This window comes from Stenotrophomonas sp. YJH_SMC_20 (assembly GCF_059367845.1).
The window spans coordinates 115,753-141,433 of record NZ_JCAFRG010000011.1; the positions used below are offsets into that span (position 1 = coordinate 115,753).

Consider the following 25,681-nt stretch of genomic DNA (forward strand, 5'->3'; position numbering starts at 1 on the left):
CTATTCAGTTCGCGCCGGTAGGGTGATGGCGCCCGGTTCGGCTCTGGCGACAGGATCGGCAAAGCGTGTTACCGGAAGACACACGCGGCAACGCCGTTTCGATTCCACAATCCTGAACTGGACGGTATAGTCCACCGCGTGAATCCGGCCTACCTCCCCGTTGCCCTCGACGCACGCGATGAGCGCGTGTTCGAAGCCGTACGCCAGCTGTTGGCCCAGCAGGGCATGCAGATGAGCATGGACGCAGTGGCCCAGCATGCGGGCTGCTCCAAGCAGACCCTGTACTCGCGCTACGGCAGCAAGCAGGAGCTGCTGCGCCGGGTGATGCAGCGCCATGTCGGCCACGCCACCGGCGCCATGGTCCGTGCACTCCGCACTGACGACCTGCGTGCCAGCCTGCTCCAGTTCGCCATTGACTTCCTGGAGCACTTCAACCAACCGCACGTGGGCCAGGCCTGCCGGCTGATTGCCGCCGATGCGGCCCAGTTTCCCGAAGAGGCGCGTACGCTGTACCGGCACGGTGCCGGCGCGCTGACGCTTCATCTTGCTGAATGGATTGAAACCGTTTGCATGCGTGGCCAGCTCCGGCATGACGACCCGCACTTCATGGCCGAACTGCTGCTGAGCATGATTGCCGGTCAGGATTTCGACAAACAGCGTTTCCATACCCCCCACCGTGATGACGCACTGCTGCGTCGGCGTTGGGCAGAGTTCTCCGTCGACAGCTTCCTGCGCGCCTTCGCGCCACAGCCGTCGGCGGCCCCGTCTACAAACCAACCCCGGAGTTCCTCCTGATGACCGCCCCACTCCGCACCCTTGCCTTGACGTGCGCCGTTGCTGTCGCGCTGGCTGCCTGCAAGAAGCCGGAACAGCAGACGCCCCCGCCGCCGGAGGTGGGCGTGATCGACGCCAAGCCGCAGACCCTGCCGCTGCAGCGTGAGCTGGTCGGCCGCCTGTCGCCGTTCCGCAGTGCCGACGTGCGCGCGCGGGTGCCGGGCGTGCTGCTCAAGCGCGTCTACCAGGAAGGCTCGCAGGTCAAGCAGGGCCAGACCCTGTTCCTGATCGACCCGGCGCCGCTGCGTGCCTCGCTCAATGCGTCTGAAGCGCAGCTGGCCTCGGCCCGCGCGACCTACGCCAACGCCAAGGTGGCCGCCGACCGTGCACGCTCGCTGGCGCCGCAGCAGTTCGTCTCCAAGTCCGACCTGGACAACGCCGAGTCGGCCGAGCGCACCGCGCTGGCCGCGGTCAAGCAGGCCGAAGCCGCCGTGACCTCCTCGCGGATCAACCTGGGTTACGCCGAAGTGACCGCGCCGATCAGTGGCGTGGCCAACAAGCAGCAGGTCACCGAGGGAGCACTGGTCGGCCAGGGCGATGTGACCCTGCTGACCACCGTCGATCAGCTCGACCCGCTGTACGTGAACTTCTCGCTGAGCGTGGACGAACTGACCCAGCTGCGCGCGCAGCAGGCCAAGGGCGCGCTGGCGCTGTCCGGCGACGGCAAGGCGACGGTGGCAGTGAAGCTGGCCGATGGCAGCACCTACAGCGAGCCGGGCACGCTGGACTTCTCCTCCACTACGGTCGACCCGGCCACCGGTGCAGTGTCATTGCGCGCTGTGCTGCCGAACCCGCAGCAGATCCTGCTGCCAGGTGCCTTCGTCAGCTTCCAGGCCAACCTGGGCGAGCGCAACAACGCCTACCTGGTACCGCAGCAGGCCCTGCTGCGCGATACCACCGGCGGCTACGTGATGGTGGTCGGCGCCGACGGCAAGGTCGTGCGCAAGAACGTGAAGACCGATGGCGCGCAGAACGGCAACTGGCTGGTCAGCGACGGCCTGGCCGCCGGTGACAAGGTGATCGTGGCCGGCGTGCAGAAGGTCAAGGAAGGTGCACCGGCCGTGGCCAAGCCGTGGACCCCGGGGCAAGACACCAACGGCAAGCCTGCCGCAGGCGGCGCCGCTCCGGCGGGCGCGGCACCGGCCGCAGGCAAGGCACCGGCCGACGCTGCCAAGCCCGAGCAGGCCGATACGGCCAAGCCGGCCGCCACCGATTCGAACAAGCAGTAACGGGAACCTTCCGTCATGCCTAAATTTTTCATCGAACATCCAGTCTTCGCCTGGGTGGTTGCGATCCTGATCTCGCTCAGCGGCGTGATCGCGATCCTCAACCTGGGCGTGGAGTCCTATCCCAACATCGCCCCGCCGCAGGTCACCGTCTCGGCGACCTACCCGGGTGCCAGTGCCGACACCACGGAAAAATCGGTCACCCAGGTGATCGAGCAGCAGCTGACCGGTATCGATCACCTGCTGTACTTCAGTTCCTCGTCCGCGTCCAACGGCCGTGCGCAGATCACCCTGACCTTCGAGACCGGTACCGATCCGGACATCGCCCAGGTGCAGGTGCAGAACAAGGTCTCGCTGGCCACGCCACGCCTGCCCTCGGAAGTGACCCAGCAGGGCGTGGTGGTGGCCAAGGCCAACGCCGGCTTCCTGATGGTGGTGGCGCTGCAGTCCGATACCCCGACCATCAACCGTGACGCCCTGAACGACATCGTCGGTTCGCGCGTGCTCGACCAGGTCTCGCGCATCCCCGGCGTCGGCAGCACCCAGCAGTTCGGTTCCGAGTACGCCATGAACATCTGGCTGAACCCGGAGAAGATGCAGGGCTATGGTCTGTCGGCCAGCCAGGTACTGGCCGCGGTACGTGCGCAGAACGTGCAGTTCGCCGCCGGTGCGCTGGGTTCGGACCCGTCGCCGGAAGGCCAGCACTTCACCGCCACGGTCTCGGCCGAAGGCCGCTTCAGCTCGCCGCAGGAATTCGAGAACATCATCCTGCGCGCCAACGCTGACGGTTCGCGCGTGCTGCTGAAGGACATCGCCCGCGTCGCCTTCGGTGCCAACAACTACGGCTTCGACACCCAGTACAACGGCAAGCCGACCGGCGCCTTCGCCATCCAGCTGCTGCCGGGCGCCAATGCCCTGAACGTGGCCGAAGCGGTGCGCGCCAAGATGGATGAGCTGCAGCCCAGCTTCCCGTCCGGGGTGACCTGGTTCTCGCCGTACGACAGCACCACGTTCGTCAAGATCTCGATCCAGGAAGTGGTCAAGACCCTGTTTGAAGCGGTCTTGCTGGTGTTCCTGGTGATGCTGATCTTCCTGCAGAACTTCCGCGCCACCCTGATCCCGACCCTGGTGATCCCGGTCGCCCTGCTCGGTACCTTCCTGGGCATGTGGATGATCGGCTTCACCATCAACCAGCTGACGCTGTTTGCGATGGTGCTGGCGATCGGCATCGTGGTCGACGACGCGATCGTGGTGATCGAGAACGTCGAACGCATCATGACCGAGGAGGGCCTGGCGCCCAAGCCTGCCACGCAGAAGGCGATGACCCAGATCACCGGTGCGGTGGTGGCGATCACCGTGGTGCTGGCCGCGGTGTTCATCCCCTCCGCCCTGCAGGGCGGTGCCGCCGGTGAGATCTACAAGCAGTTCGCGCTGACCATCGCCATCTCGATGGCATTCTCGGCGTTCCTGGCCCTGGGCTTCACGCCGGCGCTGTGCGCGACCTTCCTCAAGCCGACGCACAACGACAACCCGAACATCGTCTACCGCACCTTCAACAAGTACTACGACAAGATCAGCCACACCTATGTGGGCCACATCACCTCTGCGGTGCGCCATGCGCCGCGCTGGATGATCCTGTTCGTGGTGCTGACCGCGCTGTGCGGCTTCCTGTTCACCCGCATGCCGGGCAGCTTCCTGCCGGAAGAAGACCAGGGCTATGCGCTGGCGATCGTGCAGCTGCCGCCGGGCTCGACCAAGGGCCAGACCAACGAAGTGTTCGCGCAGATGCGTGGCATCCTGGAAAAGCAGGATGGCTATGAAGGCATGCTGCAGGTGGCCGGCTTCAGCTTCGTCGGTTCCGGCGAGAACGTGGGCATGGGCTTCATCCGCCTGAAGCCGTGGGAGGAACGCAAGTTCACCGCGCCCGAGTTCATCCAGAACATGAACGGCGCGTTCTACGGCATCAAGGAAGCGCAGATCTTCGTGGTCAACCTGCCCACCGTGCAGGGCCTGGGCCAGTTCGGTGGCTTTGACATGTGGCTGCAGGACCGTAGCGGTGCCGGCTACGAACAGTTGACCCAGGCCCGCAACATCCTGCTCGGCCAGGCCGCGCAGAAGCCGGACCACCTGGTTGGCGTGCGCCCCAACGGTCTGGAAAACGCGCCTCAGCTGCAGCTGCACGTGGACCGCGTGCAGGCGCAGTCGATGGGCATGTCGGTGTCGGACGTGTACAGCACCATCCAGCTGATGCTGGCCCCGGTGTACGTCAACGACTTCTTCTACGAAGGCCGCATCAAGCGCGTGACCATGCAGGCCGATGGTCCGTACCGCACTGGCCAGGAATCGCTGAAGAGCTTCTACAGCCCGTCCAGCCTGACCCAGAACGCCGATGGCACCAACGCGATGATCCCGTTGAACACGGTGGTCAAGTCCGAATGGGTGTCGGCGCCGCCGTCGCTGAGCCGCTACAACGGCTATTCGGCGATCAACATCGTCGGTTCGCAGGCACCGGGCACCAGCTCGGGTGAGGCGATGCAGACCATGGAAGGCATCGTCAACGACGACCTGCCGGCCGGCTTCGGCTACGACTGGTCGGGCATGTCCTACCAGGAAATCCTGGCCGGCAACGCGGCGACCCTGCTGCTGGTGCTGTCGATCGTGGTGGTGTTCCTGTGCCTGGCCGCCCTGTATGAAAGCTGGTCGATCCCGGTGGCGGTGCTGCTGGTCGTGCCGCTGGGCGTGCTGGGTGCCCTCGGCCTGTCGATGCTGCGCGGCCTGCCCAACGATCTGTTCTTCAAGATCGGCCTGATCACCGTGATCGGCCTGGCGGCGAAGAACGCGATCCTGATCGTGGAGTTTGCGGTGGAGCAGCGCGCAGCAGGCAAGAACCTGCGGGATGCCACCATCGAAGCGGCCCGCCTGCGTTTCCGCCCGATCCTGATGACCTCGTTCGCGTTCATCATGGGCGTGATCCCGATGGCGATCTCCACCGGCGCCGGCGCCAACTCCCGCCACGCCATCGGTACCGGCGTGATCGGCGGCATGCTGTTCGCCACCCTGCTCGGCCTGCTGATGATCCCGGTGTTCTTCGTGGTCGTGCGCCGCATGCTGGGCGACAAGCTGGATGAACCGTCGAAGGAGTTCATGGAGCGCCAGCGCGACGCAGAGTCCGCCCACCGCCCGGATCGTTGATCCGGCGGTGCGCTGAAACGAAAAGGCCCCGGAGCGATCCGGGGCCTTTTTTGTTGCCGCTTCTGCATCCATGCCAACCCAGGTTGGCATCTACCGGAACAACGGCATTGCCGGTAGCCGCCAACCTTGGTTGGGTTCGAGCAACGCCTCAGCGCATCACCGCGACCACGGCGCACACCGCCACCAGAATCAGCGAGGCCCACTGCATGGGTACGAAGAAGAAATGGTGGGGCGCGGCCTCCCCCTTCTGCCGCGGCGCACGGTTGAGCCAAAGGCCCAGCACCACGTTCACCGCTGCGCCGAGGCCTGCGCCCAACAGAACCTGTGACAGCGGAGTATTGCCCTTGGGGCCGTCATGCGGAAAGAAGTACGCCAGCAGCAGGATCGCTGCAATCGGCGTCACCAGCGTCATGATTCCCCAACCGCGATAGATCACGTCGTCATCCTCGAAGAAACGGACTGCATTAGAGCAGCATGCGTCTCTGCAGGCCAACGGCAATGACGTCATCTGGATGACCATCATCCACGCGTGGCGTGGACCTACCGCCGCGCCGCCATTGCGGCGGCGCGGCCCTGCGACTCAGCGCAGCCCGGTTTCGTTGCGGGCGATCACCAGGCGCTGGATCTCCGAGGTGCCTTCGTAGATCTCGGTGATCTTGGCATCACGGAAGTAGCGCTCCAGCGGCATTTCCTTGGAATACCCCATGCCGCCGTGGATCTGCACGGCCTGGTGGGTAATCCACATTGCCGCCTCAGAGGCGGTCAGCTTGGCAATGGCAGCCTCATTGCTGAAGCGCTTGCCCTGGCCCTTCACCCACGCCGCGCGCAGGGTCAGCAGCAGCGCTGCGTCCAGCTTGCACTTCATGTCGGCGATCTTGGCCTGGGTCATCTGGAAGGTGCCGATGGCCGCGCCGAACGCCTTGCGCTCCTTCACGTATTCCAGAGTCGCTTCATAGGCGGCACGGGCGATGCCGATGGCCTGCGAAGCGATGCCGATGCGACCGGCATCGAGCACGCTCATGGCGATCTTGAATCCCTCGCCTTCCTGGCCCAGCACGTCTTCGGCCTGCGCCACGTAGTCGTTGAACTCGATCTCGCAGGTGGCCGAGGCGCGGATGCCCAGCTTGGGCTCGGTCTTGCCACGACCGAAACCGGCCTTGTCGGTATCGATGATGAAGGCGGTGATGCCGCGCGCGGCCTTGTCCGGCTCGCTCATCGCGAACAGCACGATGTACTTGGCCACCGGACCGGAGGTGATCCAGCTCTTCTTGCCATTGATGACGAAGGTGCCGTCGGCCTGCTTCACCGCGCGGCAGCGCATGGCGGTGGCATCGGAACCGGACTGCGGCTCGGTCAGCGCGAACGCGCCGATGGCCGTGCCTTCGGCGATGGCACGTACGTAGGTCTGCTTCTGCTGCTCGGTACCGTGGGTCAGGATGCCGTTGCAGAACAGCGAATTGTTGACCGACATGATCGTCGAATGGGCTGCGTCGGCGGCGGCGACCTCCACCATCGCCAGCACGTACGCGATCGGGTCCATGCCCGCGCCGCCGTATTCGGTCGGCACTTCGATGCCCATCAGGCCGTTCTCGCCCAACAGGCGAATGTTGTCCAGCGGGAACTCGCCGGTACGGTCATGATGCTCCGCGCTCGGGGCGATCTTCTCCTGCGCGATACGCCGCGCCACGACCTGCAGCATCAACTGCTCTTCGGTAAAGCTGAAATCCACAACACCCTCCCGGGTACATGAAGTTATGGGCCGCATACGGCGCGCCCAGGTGCCTCGATTGTACCGGGGGCCGGCTGCTTCCGTACGCTGCCGACTTGACCGCGACAGGCCCTCTCGGCCAATATATCTCTATATCGCGATAGGTAGATGTTTATGGATCTGGAAGACTGGTCGACCCGCCTGAAGGTGTTCGCCGATGCCACTCGCGTCCGCCTGCTGGCGCTGCTGGAGCAGGAGGAACTGACCGTGGCCGAACTGTCGGCGATCACCCGGCTGGCGCAGCCGCGCGTGTCCACCCACCTGGCACGCCTGAAGGAAGCCGGCCTGGTCCGCGACCGCCGTGCTGGCGTGTCGGCGTACTACCGCTTCGACGAGGCCCAGCTGGACCCGGCGCAGCGTGCATTGTGGCATGCCTTGAGCAACGGAAGCGATGACCCGCTGCTGCGCCAGGATGCCGAACGCGTCGCCGCCGTGCTGGCGCACCGCGCCTCGGACCAGAACTGGGCCGACAGCGTGGCCGGCGACATGGAACGCCACTACTCACCTGGCCGCACCTGGGAGGCACTGGCGCGTACCGCGCTGCCGCTGCTGGAGACCGGCGACGTGCTGGATATCGCTTCCGGTGACGGCGTGCTGGCCGAACTGGTAGCCCCACATGCCAAGCGCTACATCTGCATCGACACCAGCGCGCGCGTGGTCGCCGCCGCCAGCGAACGCCTGCGCCGCCTGCCGAACGTGGAAGTGCGCGAGGGCGACATGCATGCACTGCCGTTCAAGGATGCCAGCTTCGATCTGGTCGTGCTGATGCACGCGCTGACCTACGCCAGCAAGCCGGCGCAGGCGGTGACCGAAGCCGCGCGCGTGCTGCGGCCCGGTGGCCGGCTGCTGCTGTGCAGCCTGGCGCGCCACGAGCACAAGGCCGCCGTGGAGGCCTATGGCCATGTCAACCTCGGCTTCAGCGACAAGGAACTGCGCAGGTTCGTCGACAAGGCCGGCCTGCAGGTGTCCAGCCTGGAGACGGTCACCCGCGAGAAGCGTCCGCCGCACTTCGAAGTGATTTCGCTGATCGCCAACAAGCCCTGAGCCCGAGACCGCCATGCCCGCCCTGCCCTGGTTGCATCCAGATCGTGCCAACGCCCTGCTCGACGCCCTGCGCGAGCGGATCCTGATCATCGATGGTGCGATGGGCACGATGATCCAGCGCCACGGCCTGCAGGAAGACGATTACCGTGGCGAACGCTTCGCCGGTGGCTATGACCATCTGCATGGCTCCTGCTGCGATCACGCCACACCGGAAGGCCATGACCTGAAGGGCAACAACGATCTGCTGCTGTTGACCCGGCCGCAGATCGTCGCCGACATCCATACCGCCTACCTGGAGGCAGGCGCGGATCTGGTCGAGACCAACACCTTCAATGCCACCTCGGTCAGCCAAGCTGACTACCACCTCGAGCACCTGGTGTACGAACTGAACAAGGCCGGTGCGGCCGTCGCGCGCGCCTGCTGTGACGCGGCGGAAGCGACCACGCCCGGCAAGCCGCGCTTCGTGATCGGGGTGATCGGCCCGACCAGCCGCACCGCCTCGATCAGTCCCGACGTGAACGATCCGGGCTTCCGCAACACCAGCTTCGACGAGCTTCGCGACACCTATCGCGAAGCCATCGAAGGCCTGATCGACGGCGGCGCCGACACGCTCATGGTCGAGACCATCTTCGATACGCTCAATGCCAAGGCCGCGCTGTATGCGCTGGAAGAGGCCTTTGATGCACGTGGCGCGCGGTTGCCGGTGATGATCTCCGGCACCATCACCGACGCGTCGGGGCGCACCTTGTCCGGACAGACTGCCGAAGCCTTCCACGCCTCGCTGGCGCATGCGCGACCGCTGTCGATCGGCCTGAACTGCGCGCTGGGCGCCGATGCGATGCGCCCGCATGTGGAAACCCTCTCGCAGGTCGCCGACTGTTACGTCAGCGCCCACCCCAACGCCGGCCTGCCCAACGCGTTCGGCGAGTACGACGAAACCCCTGAAGAGATGGCCACCACCCTGCGGGGCTTCGCCGAGGATGGCCTGTTGAACCTGGTCGGTGGCTGCTGTGGTTCCACCCCCGACCATATCCGCGCGATCGCCCAGGCCGTGGCCGGGCTGGCACCGCGTGCCCTGCCGGGCGCACGGGAGCAGCACGCCGCATGAGCAGCACGCCCCTCACCCGCCTGTCCGGCCTGGAACCGCTGGTCATCACCCCGGACCTGCTGTTCATCAACGTCGGCGAACGCACCAACGTCACCGGCAGTGCGCAGTTCCGCAAGCTCATCAAGGAAGGCCGCTACGAAGAAGCGGTGGACGTGGCCCGCCAGCAGGTGGCCAGCGGTGCGCAGATCCTCGATGTGAACATGGACGAGGGCCTGATCGACTCGGAAGCGGCGATGACCCGCTACCTGAACCTGATCATGTCCGAGCCGGACATCGCGCGCATCCCGGTGATGGTCGACTCCTCCAAGTGGAGCGTGATCGAGGCCGGCCTGAAATGCCTGCAGGGCAAGAGCGTGGTCAACTCGATTTCGCTGAAGGAAGGCGAGGCGCTGTTCCGCGAGCACGCGCGCAAGGTGCTGCGCTACGGTGCTGCTGCGGTGGTGATGGCGTTCGACGAAAACGGGCAGGCCGACACCTGCGCGCGCAAGGTCGAAATCTGTACCCGTGCCTACCGCATCCTGGTCGACGAGATCGGTTTCCCGCCGCAGGACATCATCTTCGACCCGAACATCTTCGCCGTCGCTACGGGCATCGAAGAGCACGACAACTATGCAGTGGACTTCATCGAAGCCACCCGCATCATCAAGCAGACCCTGCCGCACTGCCACGTCTCCGGCGGCGTCTCCAACGTCTCGTTCTCCTTCCGCGGCAACGAAACGGTACGCCAGGCCATCCACTCGGTGTTCCTGTACCACGCGATCGCCGCCGGCATGGACATGGGCATCGTCAACGCCGGCGCGATGCCGATCTACGACGACCTGGAGCCGGACCTGCGCGAGCGCGTCGAGGACGTGATCCTCAACCGCCGAAGCGATGCCACCGAGCGTCTGCTGGAGATCGCCGAGCGCTACAAGGGCAAGAAGGGCGCGGCGAAGACCGAAGACCTGGCCTGGCGCGAAAAGCCGGTGGCACAGCGTTTGGCGCATGCCCTGGTACACGGCCTGGATGCCTTCGTCGAGGAAGACACCGAACTGGCCCGGCAGGCCTCCAGCCGCCCGCTGGATGTGATCGAAGGCCCGCTGATGGACGGCATGAACATCGTCGGCGACCTGTTCGGCGCCGGCAAGATGTTCCTGCCACAGGTGGTGAAATCCGCGCGCGTGATGAAGAAGGCCGTGGCCTACCTGCTGCCCTACATCGAAGCGGAAAAGACGCGCAGCGGTGACACCGCCAAGAGCAACGGCAAGATCATCATGGCTACGGTGAAGGGCGATGTGCATGACATCGGCAAGAACATCGTCGGCGTCGTACTGGCCTGCAACAACTTCGACGTGGTCGACCTCGGCGTGATGGTGCCGGCGCAGAAGATCCTCGATGCCGCCCGCGAGCACAACGCCGACCTGATCGGCCTGTCCGGGCTGATCACCCCGTCCCTGGAGGAGATGAGCCACGTTGCCCGCGAGATGGAGCGCCAGGGCTTCGACCTGCCGCTGCTGATCGGGGGTGCGACCACTTCGCGTGCGCACACCGCGCTGAAGATCGACCCGCACTACAAGGCGCCGACGGTATGGGTGAAGGATGCATCGCGAGCGGTTGGCGTTGCGCAGTCGCTGATCTCGCGTGATCTGCGCGAGGCCTTCGTTGCCGCCAACGAAGCCGACTATGCCGAAATCCGCGCGCGCCACCGCAACCGGGGCGACGCCAAGCGTCTGGTCACGCTGGAACATGCGCGCGGGCAGAAATTCCAGGGCGGCTGGGACAGTTACACGCCACCGGCACCGAATCAGCCCGGCCTGCACGTGTTCGACGACTATCCCCTGGCCGAACTGGTCGACTACATCGACTGGACGCCGTTCTTCCAGGCCTGGGAGCTGGCCGGCAAGTTCCCGGCGATCCTCACCGACGAGATCGTCGGCAGCCAGGCCAGCGAGCTGTACAAGGATGCCCGTGCGATGCTCGAGCGCATCGTCGGCGAGAAGTGGCTGACGGCCAAGGCCGTGTTCGGCCTGTGGCCGGCCAACAGCATCGGCGACGATGTCCGCGTGCAGCACGCACAGGGCGAAACCACCCTGCACTTCCTGCGCCAGCAGGTGGACAAGCCAGCCGAACGCCCGGATTTCTGCCTGGCCGATTTCATTGCACCGGCCGAAAGCGGAAAGCAGGACTGGATCGGCGCGTTCGCGGTCACTGCCGGTATCGGCATCGACACCCACGTCGCGCGCTTCGAGGCCGAGCATGACGACTACAACGCGATCCTGCTGAAGGCCCTCGCCGACCGCTTCGCCGAGGCACTGGCCGAGCGCCTGCACCAGCGCGTGCGTACAGAATTCTGGGGCTACGACCGCGCCGAGACGCTGGACAACGAAGCCTTGATCGACGAGCAGTACCGCGGCATCCGTCCGGCGCCAGGCTACCCGGCCTGCCCCGAGCACAGCGAGAAGCGCCGCCTGTTCGACCTGCTGCAGGCTGAGAAGAACGCTGGCATGGAACTGACCGAGAGCTTCGCGATGTTGCCCACGGCCGCTGTCTCCGGCTACTACTTCAGCCATCCGCAGAGCCAGTACTTCGTTGTCGGACGGCTCAGCCGCGAACAGGTCACCGACTATGCCCGGCGCAAGGGCGTGGACCGCGGCCAGGCCGAACGCTGGCTGGCCTCCAATCTCGACTACGATCCCGAATGAGGCGGTAGCGCCGGGCCATGCCCGGCGTCATCTCCCGTCCGCCGGGCATGGCCCGGCGCTACCGTGCATTATTCCCGCGATGACCGTTCCCGTTGCCCGCCTCTCAAGTTTCTACTTGTTCTACTACGCGGCGCTCGGCGCGTTCACGCCGTACTGGAGCCTGTTCCTGACCGCGCGCGGGATGAGCGTGACCGCGATCAGCGTGATGATGGGCCTGTGGTACGCCACCCGCGTGATCGCACCCAGTGCCTGGACCTCGCTGGCGGCCGCATCACCGCGACCGATCCGCCTACTGCGCGTCGGCTGCGTGCTGACCCTGCTCAGCTTCGCCGCCTTCCTGCTGCCCCTGCCGCAGCCGTGGATGTACCCGGCGATGATCGTGTTCTGCTTCTTCTACAACGCGGTGATGCCGCAGTTCGAGTCGATCACCCTCACCCACCTGGGCAACGACAGCCATCGCTACGGGCTGATCCGGGTCTGGGGCTCGCTCGGTTTCATCGCCGTGGTCACCCTGTTCGGCTGGCTGATCGAAGGCGATGGCGCCGGCAGCCACGCCGGATTGTTGCCCTGGATGATGCTGCCCCTGTTCGTGCTGCTGGTTGCCTCGGCCTTCAGCAACCATTACGCGCGCGACATCGGCAGGACGGCGGGGGATGCCAGCGGCTTCTGGCAGATCGTGCGCCGACCGCCGGTGCTGGCGTTCTTCCTGGCCGCGTTCATGGAGCAGCTGTCGTTCGGCCCGTACTACACGTTCTTCTCGGTCTACATGGACCATCACGGTTACCGTACCTCCACCCTGGGCCTGCTGTGGACCATCGGCGTGGTCTTCGAAGTGGGCGTGTTCTTCACCATCGGCCGCTTCTTCCGCCGCTACGACGCCAGCTGGATGCTGCTGATCGCACTGGTCAGTTCCTGCCTGCGCTGGGCCGTGACCGCATTGTTCCCGGAGAACCTGCCGGTAATGCTGCTGGCGCAGACCGCGCACGCGCTGGGCTTTGCCGCGTTCTTTGCGGCGGCGATGCAGATGCTGGCGACCTACTTCCCCGGTCGTCTCAATGGCCACGGCCAGGGACTGCTCTATGGATTCTCGTCGGGTGTCGGCGGGGTGCTGGGCGCGCTTATTGCCGGCCAGCTGTGGAAGATCGACGATGGCCGCACCGCGTTCCTGGCGGCTAGCGGGTTTGCCCTGATCGGCGCCCTGCTCTGCTTCTTCGCGCTGAGCCTGCCGCTGATACGCGCGCGCCGCAGAACTGCGTGCGCCCGGTAACGAAAACGCCGGGCGGGGCCCGGCGTTTTCATCATGCGGCAGATGCAGTTACCAGACCAGGTCGTCCGGCACCTGGTACTGCGGGTCCGCGTACGGATCTTCCTCGGCCGGCGCATTCGGATCGACCTTCAGCGCCACCGACGGGGCGAACACTGCCTCGCACTGTGCCAGCACCTCGGCGGTCACCAGCAGGTAGCGGCCGTTGAGCTGGACCACGCCCAGTTCACCCGCATTGAGCGCGGTCAACTGTTCGGCGGTCACGTAGATGCGCTTGATCTTGCCGCCGTACGGGAAGTGGCGGGCAATGTCCGCCTCCTCGGCATTGAGGCTTTTGCCCTGCAGCAGCGCTTCCAGCTTGGCCTTCGCCTCACGGCGCACGCGTGCTTCTTCCTGCTTCAGGCGCTCGGCCTCGATGCGCTCTTCCTTCTCCCGCTGCGCACGGATCGCATAGGCCTTGGCCAGGTCCATCTCTTCGGCGCTGCGCGGCTTGCGCGGCCCCTGCTGCCCTTGGCCACCACGCGCCTGCCCACCGGGCTTGCCCGCCCCACCATGGCCATGCCCGCGACGCTCGCCGGGCTTGTGCTCGCCCTTGCCTGCGCCCTGCGGCTTTGCATTGCCGTTGCCACCCTTGCCCTGCGGGCGGCCGTCACGGCGGGGGCCATCATTCTTGCGCTCGGGCTTGGGCGCGGGCTTGAAGCCCAGGCCCATCAGCTGGTCGCGGAGGGTATCGCTCATAGGATTCGGATCAGTAGTGCGGCGGCGGCGGTTCGCTCGCCGGATCGGAAGAATTCAGTGCGTTGCGGACCTTGCCCAGGTCCTCCAGCAGGACGCGCAGCACATCGGCATTGCGCATGCCCTGCATGCGGGCATCAGCCAGCGCATCGCTCAACTCGGCCAGCGCCTGTTCCTGGAAGGACACGCGCATCTCCAACTCGACCAGGCGCGCTTCCAGCGCCTGCTCGCGTTCGGTCGGTAGATCAGACATGCAGCGAACGCCCCCGGCCGATGCCGTAGTACGCCAGGCCGGCGGCTTCCACTTCGGCCGGCTCATAGAGGTTGCGGCCGTCGAACACCACCGCGTCCTTCAGCTGCTCGCGCAGCTTCTGGAAATCGGGACTGCGGAACTGCTTCCACTCGGTCACCACGACCAGGGCGTCCGCGCCCTGCAGCGCTTCGTCAGCATTGCTGCAGAACACCAGGTCATCGCGTTCGCCGAAGATGCGCTGCGATTCGTGCATTGCTTCCGGATCGTAGGCACGCACCGTGGCACCGCCTTCCCACAGCTGCGCCAGCAGGCGACGGCTGGAAGCTTCACGCATGTCATCAGTGTTCGGCTTGAAGGCCAGGCCCCACACGGCGAAGGTCTTGCCGCGCACCCCTTCGTCCTCGCCCTTGTCGTAATGACGCTGGATGAGGGCGAACAGATGGCCCTTCTGTGCATCGTTGACCGCTTCCACTGCATTGAGCAGCTTCGGCTCCAGGCCATGCTGCTGGGCGGTACGGGCCAATGCCTGCACGTCCTTCGGGAAGCACGAGCCGCCGTAGCCGGCGCCCGGGTAGATGAAGTGCCAGCCGATGCGCGGGTCCGAGCCGATGCCCTGGCGGACCTGCTCGACGTCGGCACCGACGCGTTCGGCAATGTTGGCGATTTCGTTCATGAATGAAATCTTGGTTGCCAGCATCGCATTGGCGGCGTACTTGGTCAGCTCGGCCGAACGCACGTCCATCTCGACCACGCGGTCGTGGTTGCGGTTGAACGGCGCGTACAGGCGGCGCATTACCGCTACCGACTCATCGCTGGTCGCACCGATGATGATGCGGTCCGGGCGCATGCAATCGGCGACTGCGTCGCCTTCCTTCAGGAATTCCGGATTGGACACCACGTCGAAGGTGATGTCCGCGCCACGCGCGGCCAGCTCTTCGGCAATGGCGGCGCGCACCTTGTCGGCGGTACCCACCGGCACCGTCGACTTGTTGACCACCACGGTGGGCACGCTCATGTGCCGGCCGATGGTACGGGCAACGGCCAGCACGTACTGCAGATCGGCGCTGCCATCCTCGTCCGGCGGGGTACCCACGGCGATGAACACTACCTGGCCATGCGCGATCGCCGACGCGGCATCGGTAGTGAATGCCAGCCGCGACGCGGCGTGGTTGGCCTTCACCATCGGCTCCAGGCCAGGCTCATAGATGGGAATGACGCCCTGGTTGAGGCCATCTACCTTGGCCTGGTCGATATCGACGCAGACCACCTGATGACCGACATCGGCCAGGCAGGTACCGGTCACCAGTCCAACGTAACCCGTACCAAAAATCGCAACGCGCATATCCGTATTCGCTCCTCGATGACTTACGGCAGGACGCCCAGCAGCTCGACGTCGAACGTCAAAGTCGCGTTCGGGCCGATCGGGCCGCCGGGAGTGCCGTTCTCACCGTAGGCGAGTTCGCCCGGGATCCAGAAGCGGTACTTCGAACCGACCGGCATCAGCGCAACGCCTTCGGTCCAGCCCTTGATCACCTGGTCCAGGCCGAACTCAGCCGGCTGGCGGCCGTAGGAACTGTCGAACACGGTGCCGTTGAGCAGCTTGCCTTCGTAGTTCACGCGCACCTTGCTGCTCGGCAGCGGACGCTCGCCGCTACCCGGGCGGATCACCTGGTACTGCAGGCCCGACGCGGTGGTCACCACGCCCGGCTGGGTCTTGTTCTTGGCCAGGAACGCATTGCCTTCCTCGCGGTTGGTCTGCGCAGCGGCGGCGGCCTTGGCCTGCATTTCGGCCTGCTTGCTGCCCATGAAGGCCTGAATGGTGGCGGTCGCGTCAGCTTCCGTCATCTTCGGCTGTCCCTTGCTCAGGCCGGTGCTGATCGCGTCAAACAGCGAGGCGACGTCGATGTCATCCTTCAGTTGCGCCAGCGACGGGCCCACCGAGTAGGAACCGATCATCTGCGAGACCTTGACGCGGTCGACCTTCGGCGGCTGCGAACCCGGCGCCACGCCCGGCACCTGCTGGCCGCTGCGGGCCATCACGACCTGGCGCAGGGCCGCGTCGGTGGCCTTGGCCTGTTCCTGGGTGATCTGCGGCTGCAGGCCTTCGAACGAACGCTCCACGGCGGTGCGCAGCGCGGCCACGTCGATCTCATCGGCGATCGGAGTGAACGACTTGGCCACGTCCAGGCCGATGGCGTAGCCCAGCTTCTGCTTGGGGGAATTCAAGGTTGCGGTCTCCTTGGCGGCTGCGGGGGCAGCCGGTTGTTGCGACAGAGCGACACCCGAAGTGCCCATCGCCAGAATCAGAACCGACGCCGCGGCGCCGCGCATTCCCATCTTCATTCGCTGCATTCCTGGAAGTGTCTGGGCGCCGACGTCGGCGCGAAAAGGATCATTGTCGCACGCATGCCGTCGATGTCGAGGCATGCGTGCCGGATATCAATGCGTGGCGGCGGCTGCCAGCGCCTTGTCGATGGCCGCGATCAGCTGCGGATCGTCCGGCGTCACCTTGCTGGCGAACTGGGCGATGACCTTCCCATCGCGGCCCACGAGGTACTTGTGGAAGTTCCAGGCCGGCGCAACGCCGGTCGCTGCGGTCAGCCGCTGGTACAGCGGCGTGGCCTGCTGACCGACCACATGCACTTTCTCGAACATCGGGAACCTGACGCCGTAGGTCAGGGTGCAGAAGTCCTGGATCTGCTTCTCGTCACCGGGCTCCTGGCCCTTGAAATCGTTGGACGGGAAGCCGAGCACCGCGAAGCCCTTGCCGGCGTACTGCCTGTGCAGCGCCTCCAGGCCTTCGTACTGAGGGGTATAGCCACACTTGCTGGCGGTATTGACCACCAGCAGCACCTGGCCGTGGTAGCGCTGCTGCAGGTTGACCTGCTGCTTGCCAGCCAGCGGCCGGTAGCTGACGTCGAGCAGGTCGGCGGCCAGCGCATTGGCCGAGGCTGCCAGGCCGAGGGCCAGCAGAGTCAACAGGGACAGGCCGCGGAAGCGGTGCGGGAAGGCGGTCGACAGGGGCATGGGAACGTTCCGCAATAGCCGTTTCAAGGGTCCGGCCAGCATCGGCCGGGAATCGGCCGAACTATAGCACCGGGGCCTGTGGCACCTGTCGGCCCCGCCGTGGCACAGCTTTGCCGGGCTTGGCGACAGCCTGTGGGAAACGGCCGCGGCGCGTCGTCATTGACATAGGATTGACGTGACTGAATGGAAGGCGGTCAGGGAAGCCGGTTTCACAACCAATTTTTCCTTTATTATCAATTGCCTGGATGGATATGGCGCGTTCTTGACCGCCCCTGCCATCAGTTGGGTGATGTGGGGGCTTGCACCCCGGCGTGCCGGTGTTATAGTTGCATACAACACCAGTCACCTGAGACAGGGGGAAGCCATGAACGTCCGGATCCGTCGCAACCTCACCGCACACGCGGCCGTCGCTGTTTCGACCCTGCTCGTGCTGGCCTGGTGGGCCACGCCCACCGCCCCTGCTTCTGCCGCTGCCGAAAGTGCGCAGGACGCGACGCTCTCCCCGGCAGGGAATGCCACCCCCTCCTCCCCCCCTCCCCCGCGTCGGCTGCACAGCGCGCTGTCCATGCCGTATTTCTCGTTCGCCCAGCCGCTGATCCCACGGAGCTGAACATGAGCGACATCCAGTGGAGCGACGGCGCTCCCATCTACCGTCAGTTGAAGGAGCGCGTGATCGCCATGATGCTCGACGGAATCCTCAAGCCGGGCGATGCCCTGCCTTCGGTGCGCCAGGTGGCCGCCGACTATCAACTCAACCCCATCACCGTTTCGCGCGCCTACCAGGAACTGGCTGACGAAGGCCTGGTGGAGAAGCGCCGCGGCCTGGGCATGTTCATGACCGAGCAGGCGGCTACGCAGCTGCGAAGCAGCGAGCGCGACCGTTTCCTCAACGAAGAATGGCCGGCGGTCCTGGAGCGCATCCAGCGCCTGGGCCTGAGCCTCGACGAATTGCTGCCCCAGGGGAAAGTCTGATGAAGAGCACTGCAAGTGAAGCGGTCATCACCGCCCGAGGCCTGCGCAAGGCCTACAAGACCACGGTTGCCCTCGACAACGCCAGCTTCAGCATCCCAAGCGGGCGCATCGTCGGCCTGATCGGGCCCAATGGCGCCGGCAAGACCACCGCGCTGAAGGCCATTCTTGGCCTGACCTCGGTGGAGGGGGACCTGAGCGTGCTCGGGCGTGACCCGCGACTGCACCGCGACGAACTGATGAATGACATCTGCTTCATCGCTGACGTCGCCGTGCTGCCGCGCTGGTTGAAGGTCCGCGAAGCGATCGACTTCGTCGCTGGCGTTCACCCGCGCTTCGACCGCGCCCGTTGCGAACGCTTCCTGGCCAACACCAAGCTGCAGCCGAAGCAGCGCGTGCGGGAGCTGTCCAAGGGCATGATCGTGCAGCTGCACCTGGCGCTGGTGATGGCCATCGATGCCCGCATCCTGGTGCTGGACGAGCCGACACTGGGCCTGGACATCCTGTACCGCAAGGAGTTCTACCAGCGCCTGCTGGAAGACTACTTCGACGAACAGAAGACGATCATCGTCACTACCCACCAGGTGGAGGAAATCGAGCATATCCTCAGCGACGTCATGTTCATCCGTGATGGCCGCATCGTGCTCGACGCTGAAATGGACGACGTCGGCCAGCGCTATACCGAGCTGCTGGTCAATGCCGAACAGCTGGACACCGCCCGCGCATTGAAGCCGATCGACGAGCGCAGCCTGGCGTTCGGCAAGACGGTGATGCTGTTCGATGGCGTGCCGCGCGCCCAGCTTTCCTCCCTCGGCGAGACCCGCATCCCGGGCCTGGCCGACCTGTTCGTCGCCATCATGAAGGGGACCTACGCATGAACGCCGTCAACCACCCCGTCAGCCCGATCGGCACCCTGCGCTGGCTGCTCAAGCGCGAGTATTGGGAGAACCGCGGCGGCTTCCTCTATGCACCGTTGATCGCCGGACTGATCTCGCTGGTGATGAGCACCATCGGCATCGCGTTCGGCCTGTTCGCGCTGCATCGTGCCGCGCGCGACGGCGGCCTGCACATCGACGGCGAAGATGTGAACATCAATGGCCTGGACCTGGCGCTGCTCACCCGCGACATCAGTGCCAAGGACCTGGCCGATCTCGGTAACGGCCTCGACCTGACCCTCGTGCTCAGCTCGGCGTGGCCATTCCTGGTCCTGGCCTTCGTGGTGTTCTTCTACTGCCTGGGCGCCCTGTACGATGACCGCCGCGACCGCAGCATCCTGTTCTGGAAGTCGCTGCCGCTGTCGGACACCCAGACGGTGCTGTCCAAGCTGATCAGTGCGCTGATCGTGGCCCCGCTGATCGCGGTGATCGCTGGCATCATCACCATGCTCGGCTTCATGCTGGTCATCAGCATCGTCGCGCTGATGCACGGTGGCAGCCCGATGACCCTGATCTGGGGCCCGGCCAGCCCGTTGACCCTGGCTGCCGGCCACCTGAGCTGGATTCCGGTCTACGCGCTGTGGGCCCTGCCCACCGCCGGCTGGCTGCTGCTGTGCTCGGCCTGGGCCAAGAGCAAGCCGTTCCTGTGGGCGGTGATGCTGCCGCTGTTTGCCGGCGTCATCGTCAGCACCACCAAGATCATGCCGCTGTTCGGTCTGACCACCGGCTGGTTCTGGCAGAACATCGTCGGCCGCCTGCTGCTGGGCGGCGTACCCGGCATGGACCTGCTGTATCGCATGGGCGCAGGTGAAGGGTCGCGCCGCGATCTGGACTCGGTGGTCAGCCTGATGTCCCCTGCCTCGCAGCTGAAGTCGCTGGCGATGCCGGAGCTGTGGATCGGTGCGGCCGTCGGTGCAGTGTTCATCTTCCTCGCCATCCGCCTGCGCAAGCGCGCCGGCGAGATCTGACTCCACCCATCCGGAGGCACCACCCATGCGTTCCCTGCTCGCCTGTTCTGCGTTGTTGCTGTTGCCGCTGTCGGCGCTGGCCGCCGATGCCCCTAACTGCAAGTTCACCGCTGCCCGTACGTTGAAGCTGGAGACATCCGGCGCCAAGGCGGTGGTGTTCGAGGTGAACCAGCATGACCTGAAGGTGGTCGCCAGCAAGGGCGGTGGCCAGCTGGCTGGTCGCGCCTGCGCCTCCAGCCAGGAATGGTTGGACCAGCTGGTGCTGGATCAGCGGAAGGAAGGCGACAAGCTGGTGGTCAGCCTGCGCCGCGAAGGCCGCGACAGCGGCATCAGCCTGGGCAGCAGCTATGCCTGGCTGGACATCCGTGGCAGCGTGCCGGACAACCTGCCGCTGCAGCTGAAGGTCGGCTCCGGCGATGCCAGCGTGGAAAACGCGCAGTCACTCAGCGTGGACGTCGGTTCCGGTGACGCCGTGGCCCGCGGAACCCGTGGCAGCATTCACGCCGCAGTGGGTTCGGGCGACCTCAACATCGATGGCGGCGGCTCCCTGAACCTGCTGTCGCTGGGTTCCGGCGACGTCACCGTACGCAACATCACCGGCGACGCCAGCACCGGTACCGTCGGCTCCGGTGACCTGAAGATCACCGATGTGCGTGGCAACGCGCGGCTGGATACCGTGGGCTCGGGTGACATCGAGTTCAAGCGTGTGCAGGGCAGCGTTGAAGTGGGCGTGGTCGGCTCCGGCGGGGTCGATCTGGCCGATATCGGCGGCAATGTGCATGTCCGCAGCCACGGTTCGGGCGACATCCACGTCGACGGGGTGCGCGGCACCCTGACCGTCGATCGCAGCGGCAGCGGTGACGTCGATCATCGCAACGTCAGCGGCCGGGTCACCCTGCCGCGCAGCAAGTAACCCTTTTCCAGACACTACCAGGGGAACACCATGAACCTGTTGCGCCTGCTGCCTGCCACCCTGCTGTGCCTGCCGCTGATCACATGCGGCGGCACGTCCTCCACGCCTGATACCACCGTCGGCAAAAGCGTGGCCGAGGCGACCAGCGGGGTCGGCCAGACGGTCAAGGAGGCCATGGACGATGCCCGCAAGGACATCGCCCAGGGCAACATCAAGATCTCGGCCGACAAGCAGCCGCGTGCGGAGATCACGCCGGACGGGCGGCTGATGATCGGCGGCAAGGAAGTGCCGGCCGATGAGGCCCAGCGCCGGCAGCTGCTGGAATACCGCGGCCACGTCGTTGCCATTGCAATGGACGGCATGGATGTCGGCCTGGCCGGTGCCAAGCTCGGCGCCAGTGCTGCCGGAGAGGCCCTGAAGGGCATCTTCAGCGGCGACAGCGAGGGCATCGAGAAGCGGATCAATGCCGAGGCGGAGAAGATCGAAGCCCAGGCCAAGCGCATCTGCAACCGCATGCCGGCGATGCTGGCCAGCCAGCAGGCGCTGGCCGCATCGCTGCCCGCGTTCAGGCCGTACGCCACGATGGACCAGAGTGACGTCGACGACTGCGGCAAGGACACCGTGGTCCAGCGCTAGGCCTGTGACAGATCAGCGCACCCGGCCGGCAGCGGCGCCCCGCTGCCGGCCGTAACGTGCCGACCGGCTTACAATGTCGGCCCCGGACGCCCCCGAACCGAATGCCATGAAGAAGTTGTTCCTGCTGCTGGCCGCCCTGCTCTGCCTGGGCCTGGTCGGCTGTGACAAGGATTACCGCAACCACCGCGCCGAGCGCGGCAAGCCCAAGATTTCCGTCAGCGAAGGGATGGTGACCGTGCGTCGCCCGCCGGCACCGAACATCATCATCCTCGGCGATGGCACGATGAAGGTGGACGAGATCCAGATCCCGCTCGACGAAGGGCAGAAGCAGATGCTGCAGACGATGTTCGGCCGGCTGCAGGTACTGCGCCAGAACACCCTGGTCGCCGCCCCGGCCGATCCCAACATGCAACCGGTGAAGATCCAGCCGCCGGAAGGCATGGAAGTGATCCCGGCCGACCTGGTCCAGCGCATCCCCGAGTTCAAGGACTACACCGACACCTTCGGCAACATCGTCGCCGACCGTCGCTGAAAAAACGCCGCCCCCTGGGCGGCGTTTCCTCTTGTAGAGCCGAGCCCATGCCCGGCTCAGGTCCAGGAAGCAGCCGAGCATGGGCTCGGCCCTACGACCGGCGCATCAACCGCCGCCGCCACCGCCCCCCGCGTGGATGCCACCGGCAGTCAGCGCGGTGGGGTCCAGCAGGCGGCGCAGTTCCGCTTCCTGCAGGCCGCTGTCTTCCAGCGCGACGTCCAGCACCGGGCGCTGTTCCTTGTAGGCACGCTTGGCAATGGCCGCTGCCTTCTCGTAGCCGATGATCGGGTTCAGTGCCGTGACCAGGATGGGATTGCGCGACAGCGCCTCGGCAACACGGTCTTGGCGCACCTTCAGCCCGGCAATCGCGCTGTCGGCCAGCAGCCGCGACACATTGGCCAGCAGGCCGATGCCATCCAGCAGGTTCACCGCGATCAGCGGCAGGGTGACGTTGAGCTGGAAGTTGCCGGTCTGCCCGGCCACGGTGATCGCGGTGTGGTGGCCAATCACCTGCGCGCACGCCATCACGGTTGCTTCCGGAATCACCGGGTTGACCTTGCCCGGCATGATCGAGCTGCCCGGCTGCAGTGCCGGCAGTTCGATCTCGCCCAGCCCGGCCAGCGGACCGGCGTTCATCCAGCGAAGATCATTGGCGATCTTGATCAGCGCCACGGCCAGTGCATTGAGCTGGCCCGACAGTTCCACGGCATCATCCTGCGCGGCCAGGCTCTCGAACTTGTTCTCGGCGCTGTCGAACTTGAAACCGGTCTGTTGCTTCAGTGCCTTGGCTACCTGCGCGCCAAAACGCGGGTCGGCGTTGATGCCGGTGCCGATGGCGGTGCCACCCAGCGGCAGGCGGCGCACGCGCTTGAGGCTGTCTTCGATGCGCTCCTGCGCCGAGGCCAGCTGCGCCGACCATGCGCCGAACTCCTGCTCGAAGGTCAGTGGCATCGCGTCCATCAGGTGGGTACGGCCGGTCTTGACCACCTTGCGCAGGCTGCGGCCCTTCTTGTCGAGGGTCTTGCGCAGGTGCACCAGCGCCGGCAGCAGCTGTTCGTGCGTCGCCAGCACCGCCGACACGCGCAGCGCGGTCGGGATCACGTCGTTGGAGCTCTGCCCCTGGTTGACGTGGTCATTGGGATGCACGGTGGTCTTGCCCGCCTTGCCGGCACGGTTGGCCAGGGTGGCGATGACCTCATTGGCATTCATGTTCGACGACGTGCCCGAACCGGTCTGGTAGACGTCGATCGGGAAGTGCGCGTCCCAGTTGCCGGCGGCCACTTCGGCAGCAGCGGTCTGGATGGCCTTGGCCACGTTCTTCGGCAGGTGGCCCAGCTCGGCGTTGACGCCGGCGGCAGCGCCCTTGACCAGGCCCAGGGCACGGATGAAACCGCGCGGCATGCGCTGGCCCGACACCGGGAAATTCTGCACGGCACGCTGGGTCTGGGCGCCCCACAGGGCGTCCGCAGGCACCTGCAGCTCGCCCATGCTGTCGTGTTCGATTCTGAAACCCTTGCTTGCAGCTTTGCTCATTGCATCAACTCCGCACTACTTCAGTTGGGGAAAGGGAAGCGGCGGCTGGCAGGGTGTCGCTTCCCGGGCTGGCGGCTGCGCCAACGATACTCCCTTGCCCGCAGCGTGGGATGACGAGGACGGGCCAGAACGTTCCGTCCGCAGGGCCGTGTTGTAGAGCCGAGCCCATGCTCGGCTTCCCGCAGGGCGCCGGATTCTCCGAAGCAGCCGAGCGTGGGCTCGGCTCTACAGGGCACGCCCCGCCGGCACGTCGTAGAATATCGGCCCCGCCGCTCGTCCCAGCCCTGCCGACATGTCCGATTCCGCCCTGCTCGCCCTGTCCCCGCTCGATGGCCGCTATGCCGGCAAGGTCGACGCGCTGCGCCCGATCTTCTCCGAATACGGCCTGATCAAGGCCCGCATCACGGTCGAGGTGGAATGGCTGCTGGCGCTGGCCGCCGAACCGGGCATCGTCGAACTGGCGCCGTTCTCCGACGCCGCCGTCGCCCGCCTGCGCGACCTGGCCGCCCGCTTCAGCCCGGCCCAGGCCGCGCGCGTGAAGGAGATCGAGCGCACCACCAACCATGACGTCAAGGCGGTGGAGTACTTCATCAAGGAACAGCTGAAGGATGACGCCGAGCTGGCGCCGGCGCTGGAATTCGTGCATTTCGCCTGCACCAGCGAAGACATCAACAACCTCAGCTACGGCCTGATGCTGGAACAGGCCCGCCGCGAGGTGCTGCTGCCGACCCTGGACGGCATCGCCAGCACCCTGCGCACCCTGGCCCACGCCCAGGCCGGCCAGCCGATGCTGTCGCGCACCCACGGCCAGACCGCCTCGCCGACCACTTTGGGCAAGGAACTGGCCAACGTGGTCGCTCGCCTGGAACGCCAGCGCCGGCAGATCGCCGCGGTCGAACTGACCGGCAAGATCAACGGTGCCGTCGGCAACTACAACGCCCACGTGGCCAGCTACCCGGACGTGGACTGGCCGGCCTTCGCCGAGCGCTTCGTGACCGGCCTGGGCCTGGTATTCAACCCGTACACCACGCAGATCGAGCCGCACGACAACGTGGCCGAGATCGGCGATGCCGCACGCCGCGCCAACATCATCCTGATCGATCTGGCCCGCGACATCTGGGGCTACATCTCGCTGGGCTATTTCAAGCAGCGCCTGAAGGAAGGCGAAGTCGGCTCGTCGACGATGCCGCACAAGGTCAACCCGATCGATTTCGAGAATGCCGAAGGCAACTTCGGCATCGCCAACGCGCTGTTCGAGCACTTCAGCGCGAAGCTGCCGATCAGCCGCTGGCAGCGTGACCTGACCGATTCCACCGTGCTGCGTGCACTGGGCACCGCGTTCGGCCACAGCCAGGTGGCGCTGGATTCGCTGGCCAAGGGCCTGGGCAAGCTGGAAGTGAACCCGCAGCGCCTGGATGCCGATCTGGACGCGGCCTGGGAAGTGCTGGCCGAGGCCGTGCAGACGGTGATGCGCCGCCATGGCCTGCCGAACCCGTACGAGCAGCTGAAGGCGCTGACCCGCGGCCAGGGCATCACGGCTGAGTCGATGCGTGCGTTCGTGCAGGGGCTGGAGCTGCCGGCGGATGCGAAGCAGCGCCTGCTGGAGATGACCCCGGGCAGCTACACCGGCCTGGCCGAGTCGCTGGCGAAGAAGATCTAAGAGGTTTCCGTTGCGGCGGCGGCCGCGGGCGCTGCCTGCGGCAGGCAACGGCAACGGCAACAGCAATAGCAACGTCAAGAGCGGCTCTGGATTGCTGCTAGCTGGGCGGGCCGGGAGGGGCCAGCGGGACACGCCGTAAACCCATCCATGGGGGCTCGATGGCGCCATCCATGGCGCCAACGGTCCCGCTGACCCCTCCCGCCCCACCTCTGACAGATTTCCGGTGACGGATCGAAGAGCGTGGGGTTGTCGGGGCGGAATTTGAAAGAGGGACGCGGCTTCGCCGCGTCCGTCTTTGTTTGAGGGTCTTTTGTAGAGCCGAGCCCGTGCTCGGCTGCTTTTGGGCGTGGGCAACAGCAAGCCGAGCGTGGGCTCGGCTCTACACGAGCAAGCGCAGCGCGCG

23 protein-coding genes are annotated in these 25,681 nt (G+C 65.8%); 15 read left to right on the plus strand and 8 right to left on the minus strand.

Annotated elements, in window-relative coordinates; all coding sequences use genetic code 11:
• Window positions 1–138 precede the first annotated feature (138 nt).
• The 3 genes from AC5P6A_RS17380 to AC5P6A_RS17390 are packed head-to-tail and all read left to right on the plus strand — an operon-like array spanning window position 139 to window position 5,252.
• The gene (locus AC5P6A_RS17380; RefSeq protein ID WP_019660385.1) at window positions 139–795 is read left to right on the plus strand and encodes a TetR/AcrR family transcriptional regulator; all 657 of its coding nucleotides are present in this window, start codon (window positions 139–141) and stop codon (window positions 793–795) included.
• Window positions 795–2,063: an efflux RND transporter periplasmic adaptor subunit gene (locus AC5P6A_RS17385; protein ID WP_346474310.1), complete on the plus strand. Its 1,269-nt coding sequence runs from the start codon at window positions 795–797 to the stop codon at window positions 2,061–2,063. The genes AC5P6A_RS17380 and AC5P6A_RS17385 overlap by 1 nt, the downstream gene beginning before the upstream one ends.
• Before the next feature lie 15 nt (window positions 2,064–2,078).
• Complete coding sequence (locus tag AC5P6A_RS17390) at window positions 2,079–5,252, plus strand: multidrug efflux RND transporter permease subunit (protein WP_019660387.1); 3,174 nt, start codon at window positions 2,079–2,081, stop codon at window positions 5,250–5,252.
• Window positions 5,253–5,400: 148 nt separating this feature from the next.
• Here AC5P6A_RS17390 and AC5P6A_RS17395 read toward each other — a convergent pair whose 3' ends face one another.
• On the minus strand, window positions 5,401–5,772 hold the full coding sequence (locus AC5P6A_RS17395; RefSeq protein WP_227844489.1) for a hypothetical protein: 372 nt from the start codon (window positions 5,770–5,772) through the stop codon (window positions 5,401–5,403).
• Window positions 5,773–5,832: 60 nt separating this feature from the next.
• A complete protein-coding gene (locus AC5P6A_RS17400; RefSeq protein WP_171952813.1) occupies window positions 5,833–6,981 on the minus strand; it encodes an acyl-CoA dehydrogenase family protein in 1,149 nt (382 codons plus the stop codon).
• Window positions 6,982–7,134: 153 nt separating this feature from the next.
• On the opposite strand from AC5P6A_RS17400, the gene AC5P6A_RS17405 reads away from it, so the two are divergent.
• The 4 genes from AC5P6A_RS17405 (at window position 7,135) to AC5P6A_RS17420 (ending at window position 13,120) form a co-directional block, all read left to right on the plus strand.
• Window positions 7,135–8,064, plus strand: coding sequence for an ArsR/SmtB family transcription factor (locus AC5P6A_RS17405; RefSeq protein ID WP_019660391.1), 930 nt, complete (start codon window positions 7,135–7,137; stop codon window positions 8,062–8,064).
• 13 nt (window positions 8,065–8,077) lie between these two features.
• Entirely contained in the window at window positions 8,078–9,172 is a 1,095-nt protein-coding gene (locus AC5P6A_RS17410) for a homocysteine S-methyltransferase family protein (RefSeq protein ID WP_134735627.1), read from the plus strand.
• On the plus strand, window positions 9,169–11,853 hold the full coding sequence (gene metH / locus AC5P6A_RS17415) for a methionine synthase (protein ID WP_171952814.1): 2,685 nt from the start codon (window positions 9,169–9,171) through the stop codon (window positions 11,851–11,853). The genes AC5P6A_RS17410 and metH overlap by 4 nt, the downstream gene beginning before the upstream one ends.
• A 79-nt stretch (window positions 11,854–11,932) precedes the next feature.
• Entirely contained in the window at window positions 11,933–13,120 is a 1,188-nt protein-coding gene (locus tag AC5P6A_RS17420; protein ID WP_171952815.1) for an MFS transporter, read from the plus strand.
• Between the two features lie 48 nt (window positions 13,121–13,168).
• Here AC5P6A_RS17420 and AC5P6A_RS17425 read toward each other — a convergent pair whose 3' ends face one another.
• The 5 genes from AC5P6A_RS17425 to AC5P6A_RS17445 form a co-directional block, all read right to left on the minus strand.
• Complete coding sequence (locus AC5P6A_RS17425) at window positions 13,169–13,855, minus strand: DUF2058 domain-containing protein (protein WP_021202714.1); 687 nt, start codon at window positions 13,853–13,855, stop codon at window positions 13,169–13,171.
• A gap of 10 nt (window positions 13,856–13,865) precedes the next feature.
• Window positions 13,866–14,105, minus strand: a complete 240-nt coding sequence (locus AC5P6A_RS17430; RefSeq protein WP_019660397.1) for a SlyX family protein — start codon at window positions 14,103–14,105, stop codon at window positions 13,866–13,868.
• On the minus strand, window positions 14,098–15,447 hold the full coding sequence (locus AC5P6A_RS17435; RefSeq protein ID WP_019660398.1) for a UDP-glucose dehydrogenase family protein: 1,350 nt from the start codon (window positions 15,445–15,447) through the stop codon (window positions 14,098–14,100). Before AC5P6A_RS17435 ends, AC5P6A_RS17430 begins: the two co-directional genes overlap by 8 nt.
• Before the next feature lie 23 nt (window positions 15,448–15,470).
• Window positions 15,471–16,448: an FKBP-type peptidyl-prolyl cis-trans isomerase gene (locus AC5P6A_RS17440; RefSeq protein ID WP_019660399.1), complete on the minus strand. Its 978-nt coding sequence runs from the start codon at window positions 16,446–16,448 to the stop codon at window positions 15,471–15,473.
• A gap of 96 nt (window positions 16,449–16,544) precedes the next feature.
• Window positions 16,545–17,132: a glutathione peroxidase gene (locus AC5P6A_RS17445; RefSeq protein WP_058981265.1), complete on the minus strand. Its 588-nt coding sequence runs from the start codon at window positions 17,130–17,132 to the stop codon at window positions 16,545–16,547.
• Window positions 17,133–17,496: 364 nt separating this feature from the next.
• On the opposite strand from AC5P6A_RS17445, the gene AC5P6A_RS17450 reads away from it, so the two are divergent.
• The 7 genes from AC5P6A_RS17450 (at window position 17,497) to AC5P6A_RS17480 (ending at window position 22,085) form a co-directional block, all read left to right on the plus strand.
• Window positions 17,497–17,742, plus strand: a complete 246-nt coding sequence (locus tag AC5P6A_RS17450; RefSeq protein ID WP_032955307.1) for a hypothetical protein — start codon at window positions 17,497–17,499, stop codon at window positions 17,740–17,742.
• A gap of 2 nt (window positions 17,743–17,744) precedes the next feature.
• Window positions 17,745–18,104 (plus strand): GntR family transcriptional regulator, encoded by a 360-nt coding sequence (locus tag AC5P6A_RS17455; protein ID WP_006453095.1) that lies wholly within the window; start codon window positions 17,745–17,747, stop codon window positions 18,102–18,104.
• Entirely contained in the window at window positions 18,104–18,979 is an 876-nt protein-coding gene (locus AC5P6A_RS17460) for an ABC transporter ATP-binding protein (RefSeq protein ID WP_019660401.1), read from the plus strand. The genes AC5P6A_RS17455 and AC5P6A_RS17460 overlap by 1 nt, the downstream gene beginning before the upstream one ends.
• The gene (locus tag AC5P6A_RS17465; RefSeq protein WP_134735985.1) at window positions 18,976–20,004 is read left to right on the plus strand and encodes an ABC-2 transporter permease; all 1,029 of its coding nucleotides are present in this window, start codon (window positions 18,976–18,978) and stop codon (window positions 20,002–20,004) included. The genes AC5P6A_RS17460 and AC5P6A_RS17465 overlap by 4 nt, the downstream gene beginning before the upstream one ends.
• A 25-nt stretch (window positions 20,005–20,029) precedes the next feature.
• Window positions 20,030–20,917 carry a DUF4097 family beta strand repeat-containing protein gene (locus AC5P6A_RS17470; RefSeq protein WP_171952816.1) on the plus strand — a complete coding sequence of 296 codons (888 nt, stop codon included), beginning with the start codon at window positions 20,030–20,032 and terminating at the stop codon, window positions 20,915–20,917.
• Between the two features lie 30 nt (window positions 20,918–20,947).
• Entirely contained in the window at window positions 20,948–21,553 is a 606-nt protein-coding gene (locus tag AC5P6A_RS17475) for a YggN family protein (RefSeq protein ID WP_495222356.1), read from the plus strand.
• A 106-nt stretch (window positions 21,554–21,659) separates the two neighbouring features.
• Window positions 21,660–22,085: a hypothetical protein gene (locus tag AC5P6A_RS17480; protein ID WP_032953534.1), complete on the plus strand. Its 426-nt coding sequence runs from the start codon at window positions 21,660–21,662 to the stop codon at window positions 22,083–22,085.
• 105 nt (window positions 22,086–22,190) lie between these two features.
• Here the strand turns inward: AC5P6A_RS17480 and AC5P6A_RS17485 are convergent, their stop codons facing one another.
• Entirely contained in the window at window positions 22,191–23,618 is a 1,428-nt protein-coding gene (locus tag AC5P6A_RS17485; RefSeq protein WP_495222357.1) for a class II fumarate hydratase, read from the minus strand.
• A 292-nt stretch (window positions 23,619–23,910) separates the two neighbouring features.
• On the opposite strand from AC5P6A_RS17485, the gene purB reads away from it, so the two are divergent.
• Entirely contained in the window at window positions 23,911–25,278 is a 1,368-nt protein-coding gene (gene purB, locus AC5P6A_RS17490; RefSeq protein WP_019660407.1) for an adenylosuccinate lyase, read from the plus strand.
• The last annotated feature ends 403 nt before the right edge of the window (window positions 25,279–25,681 follow it).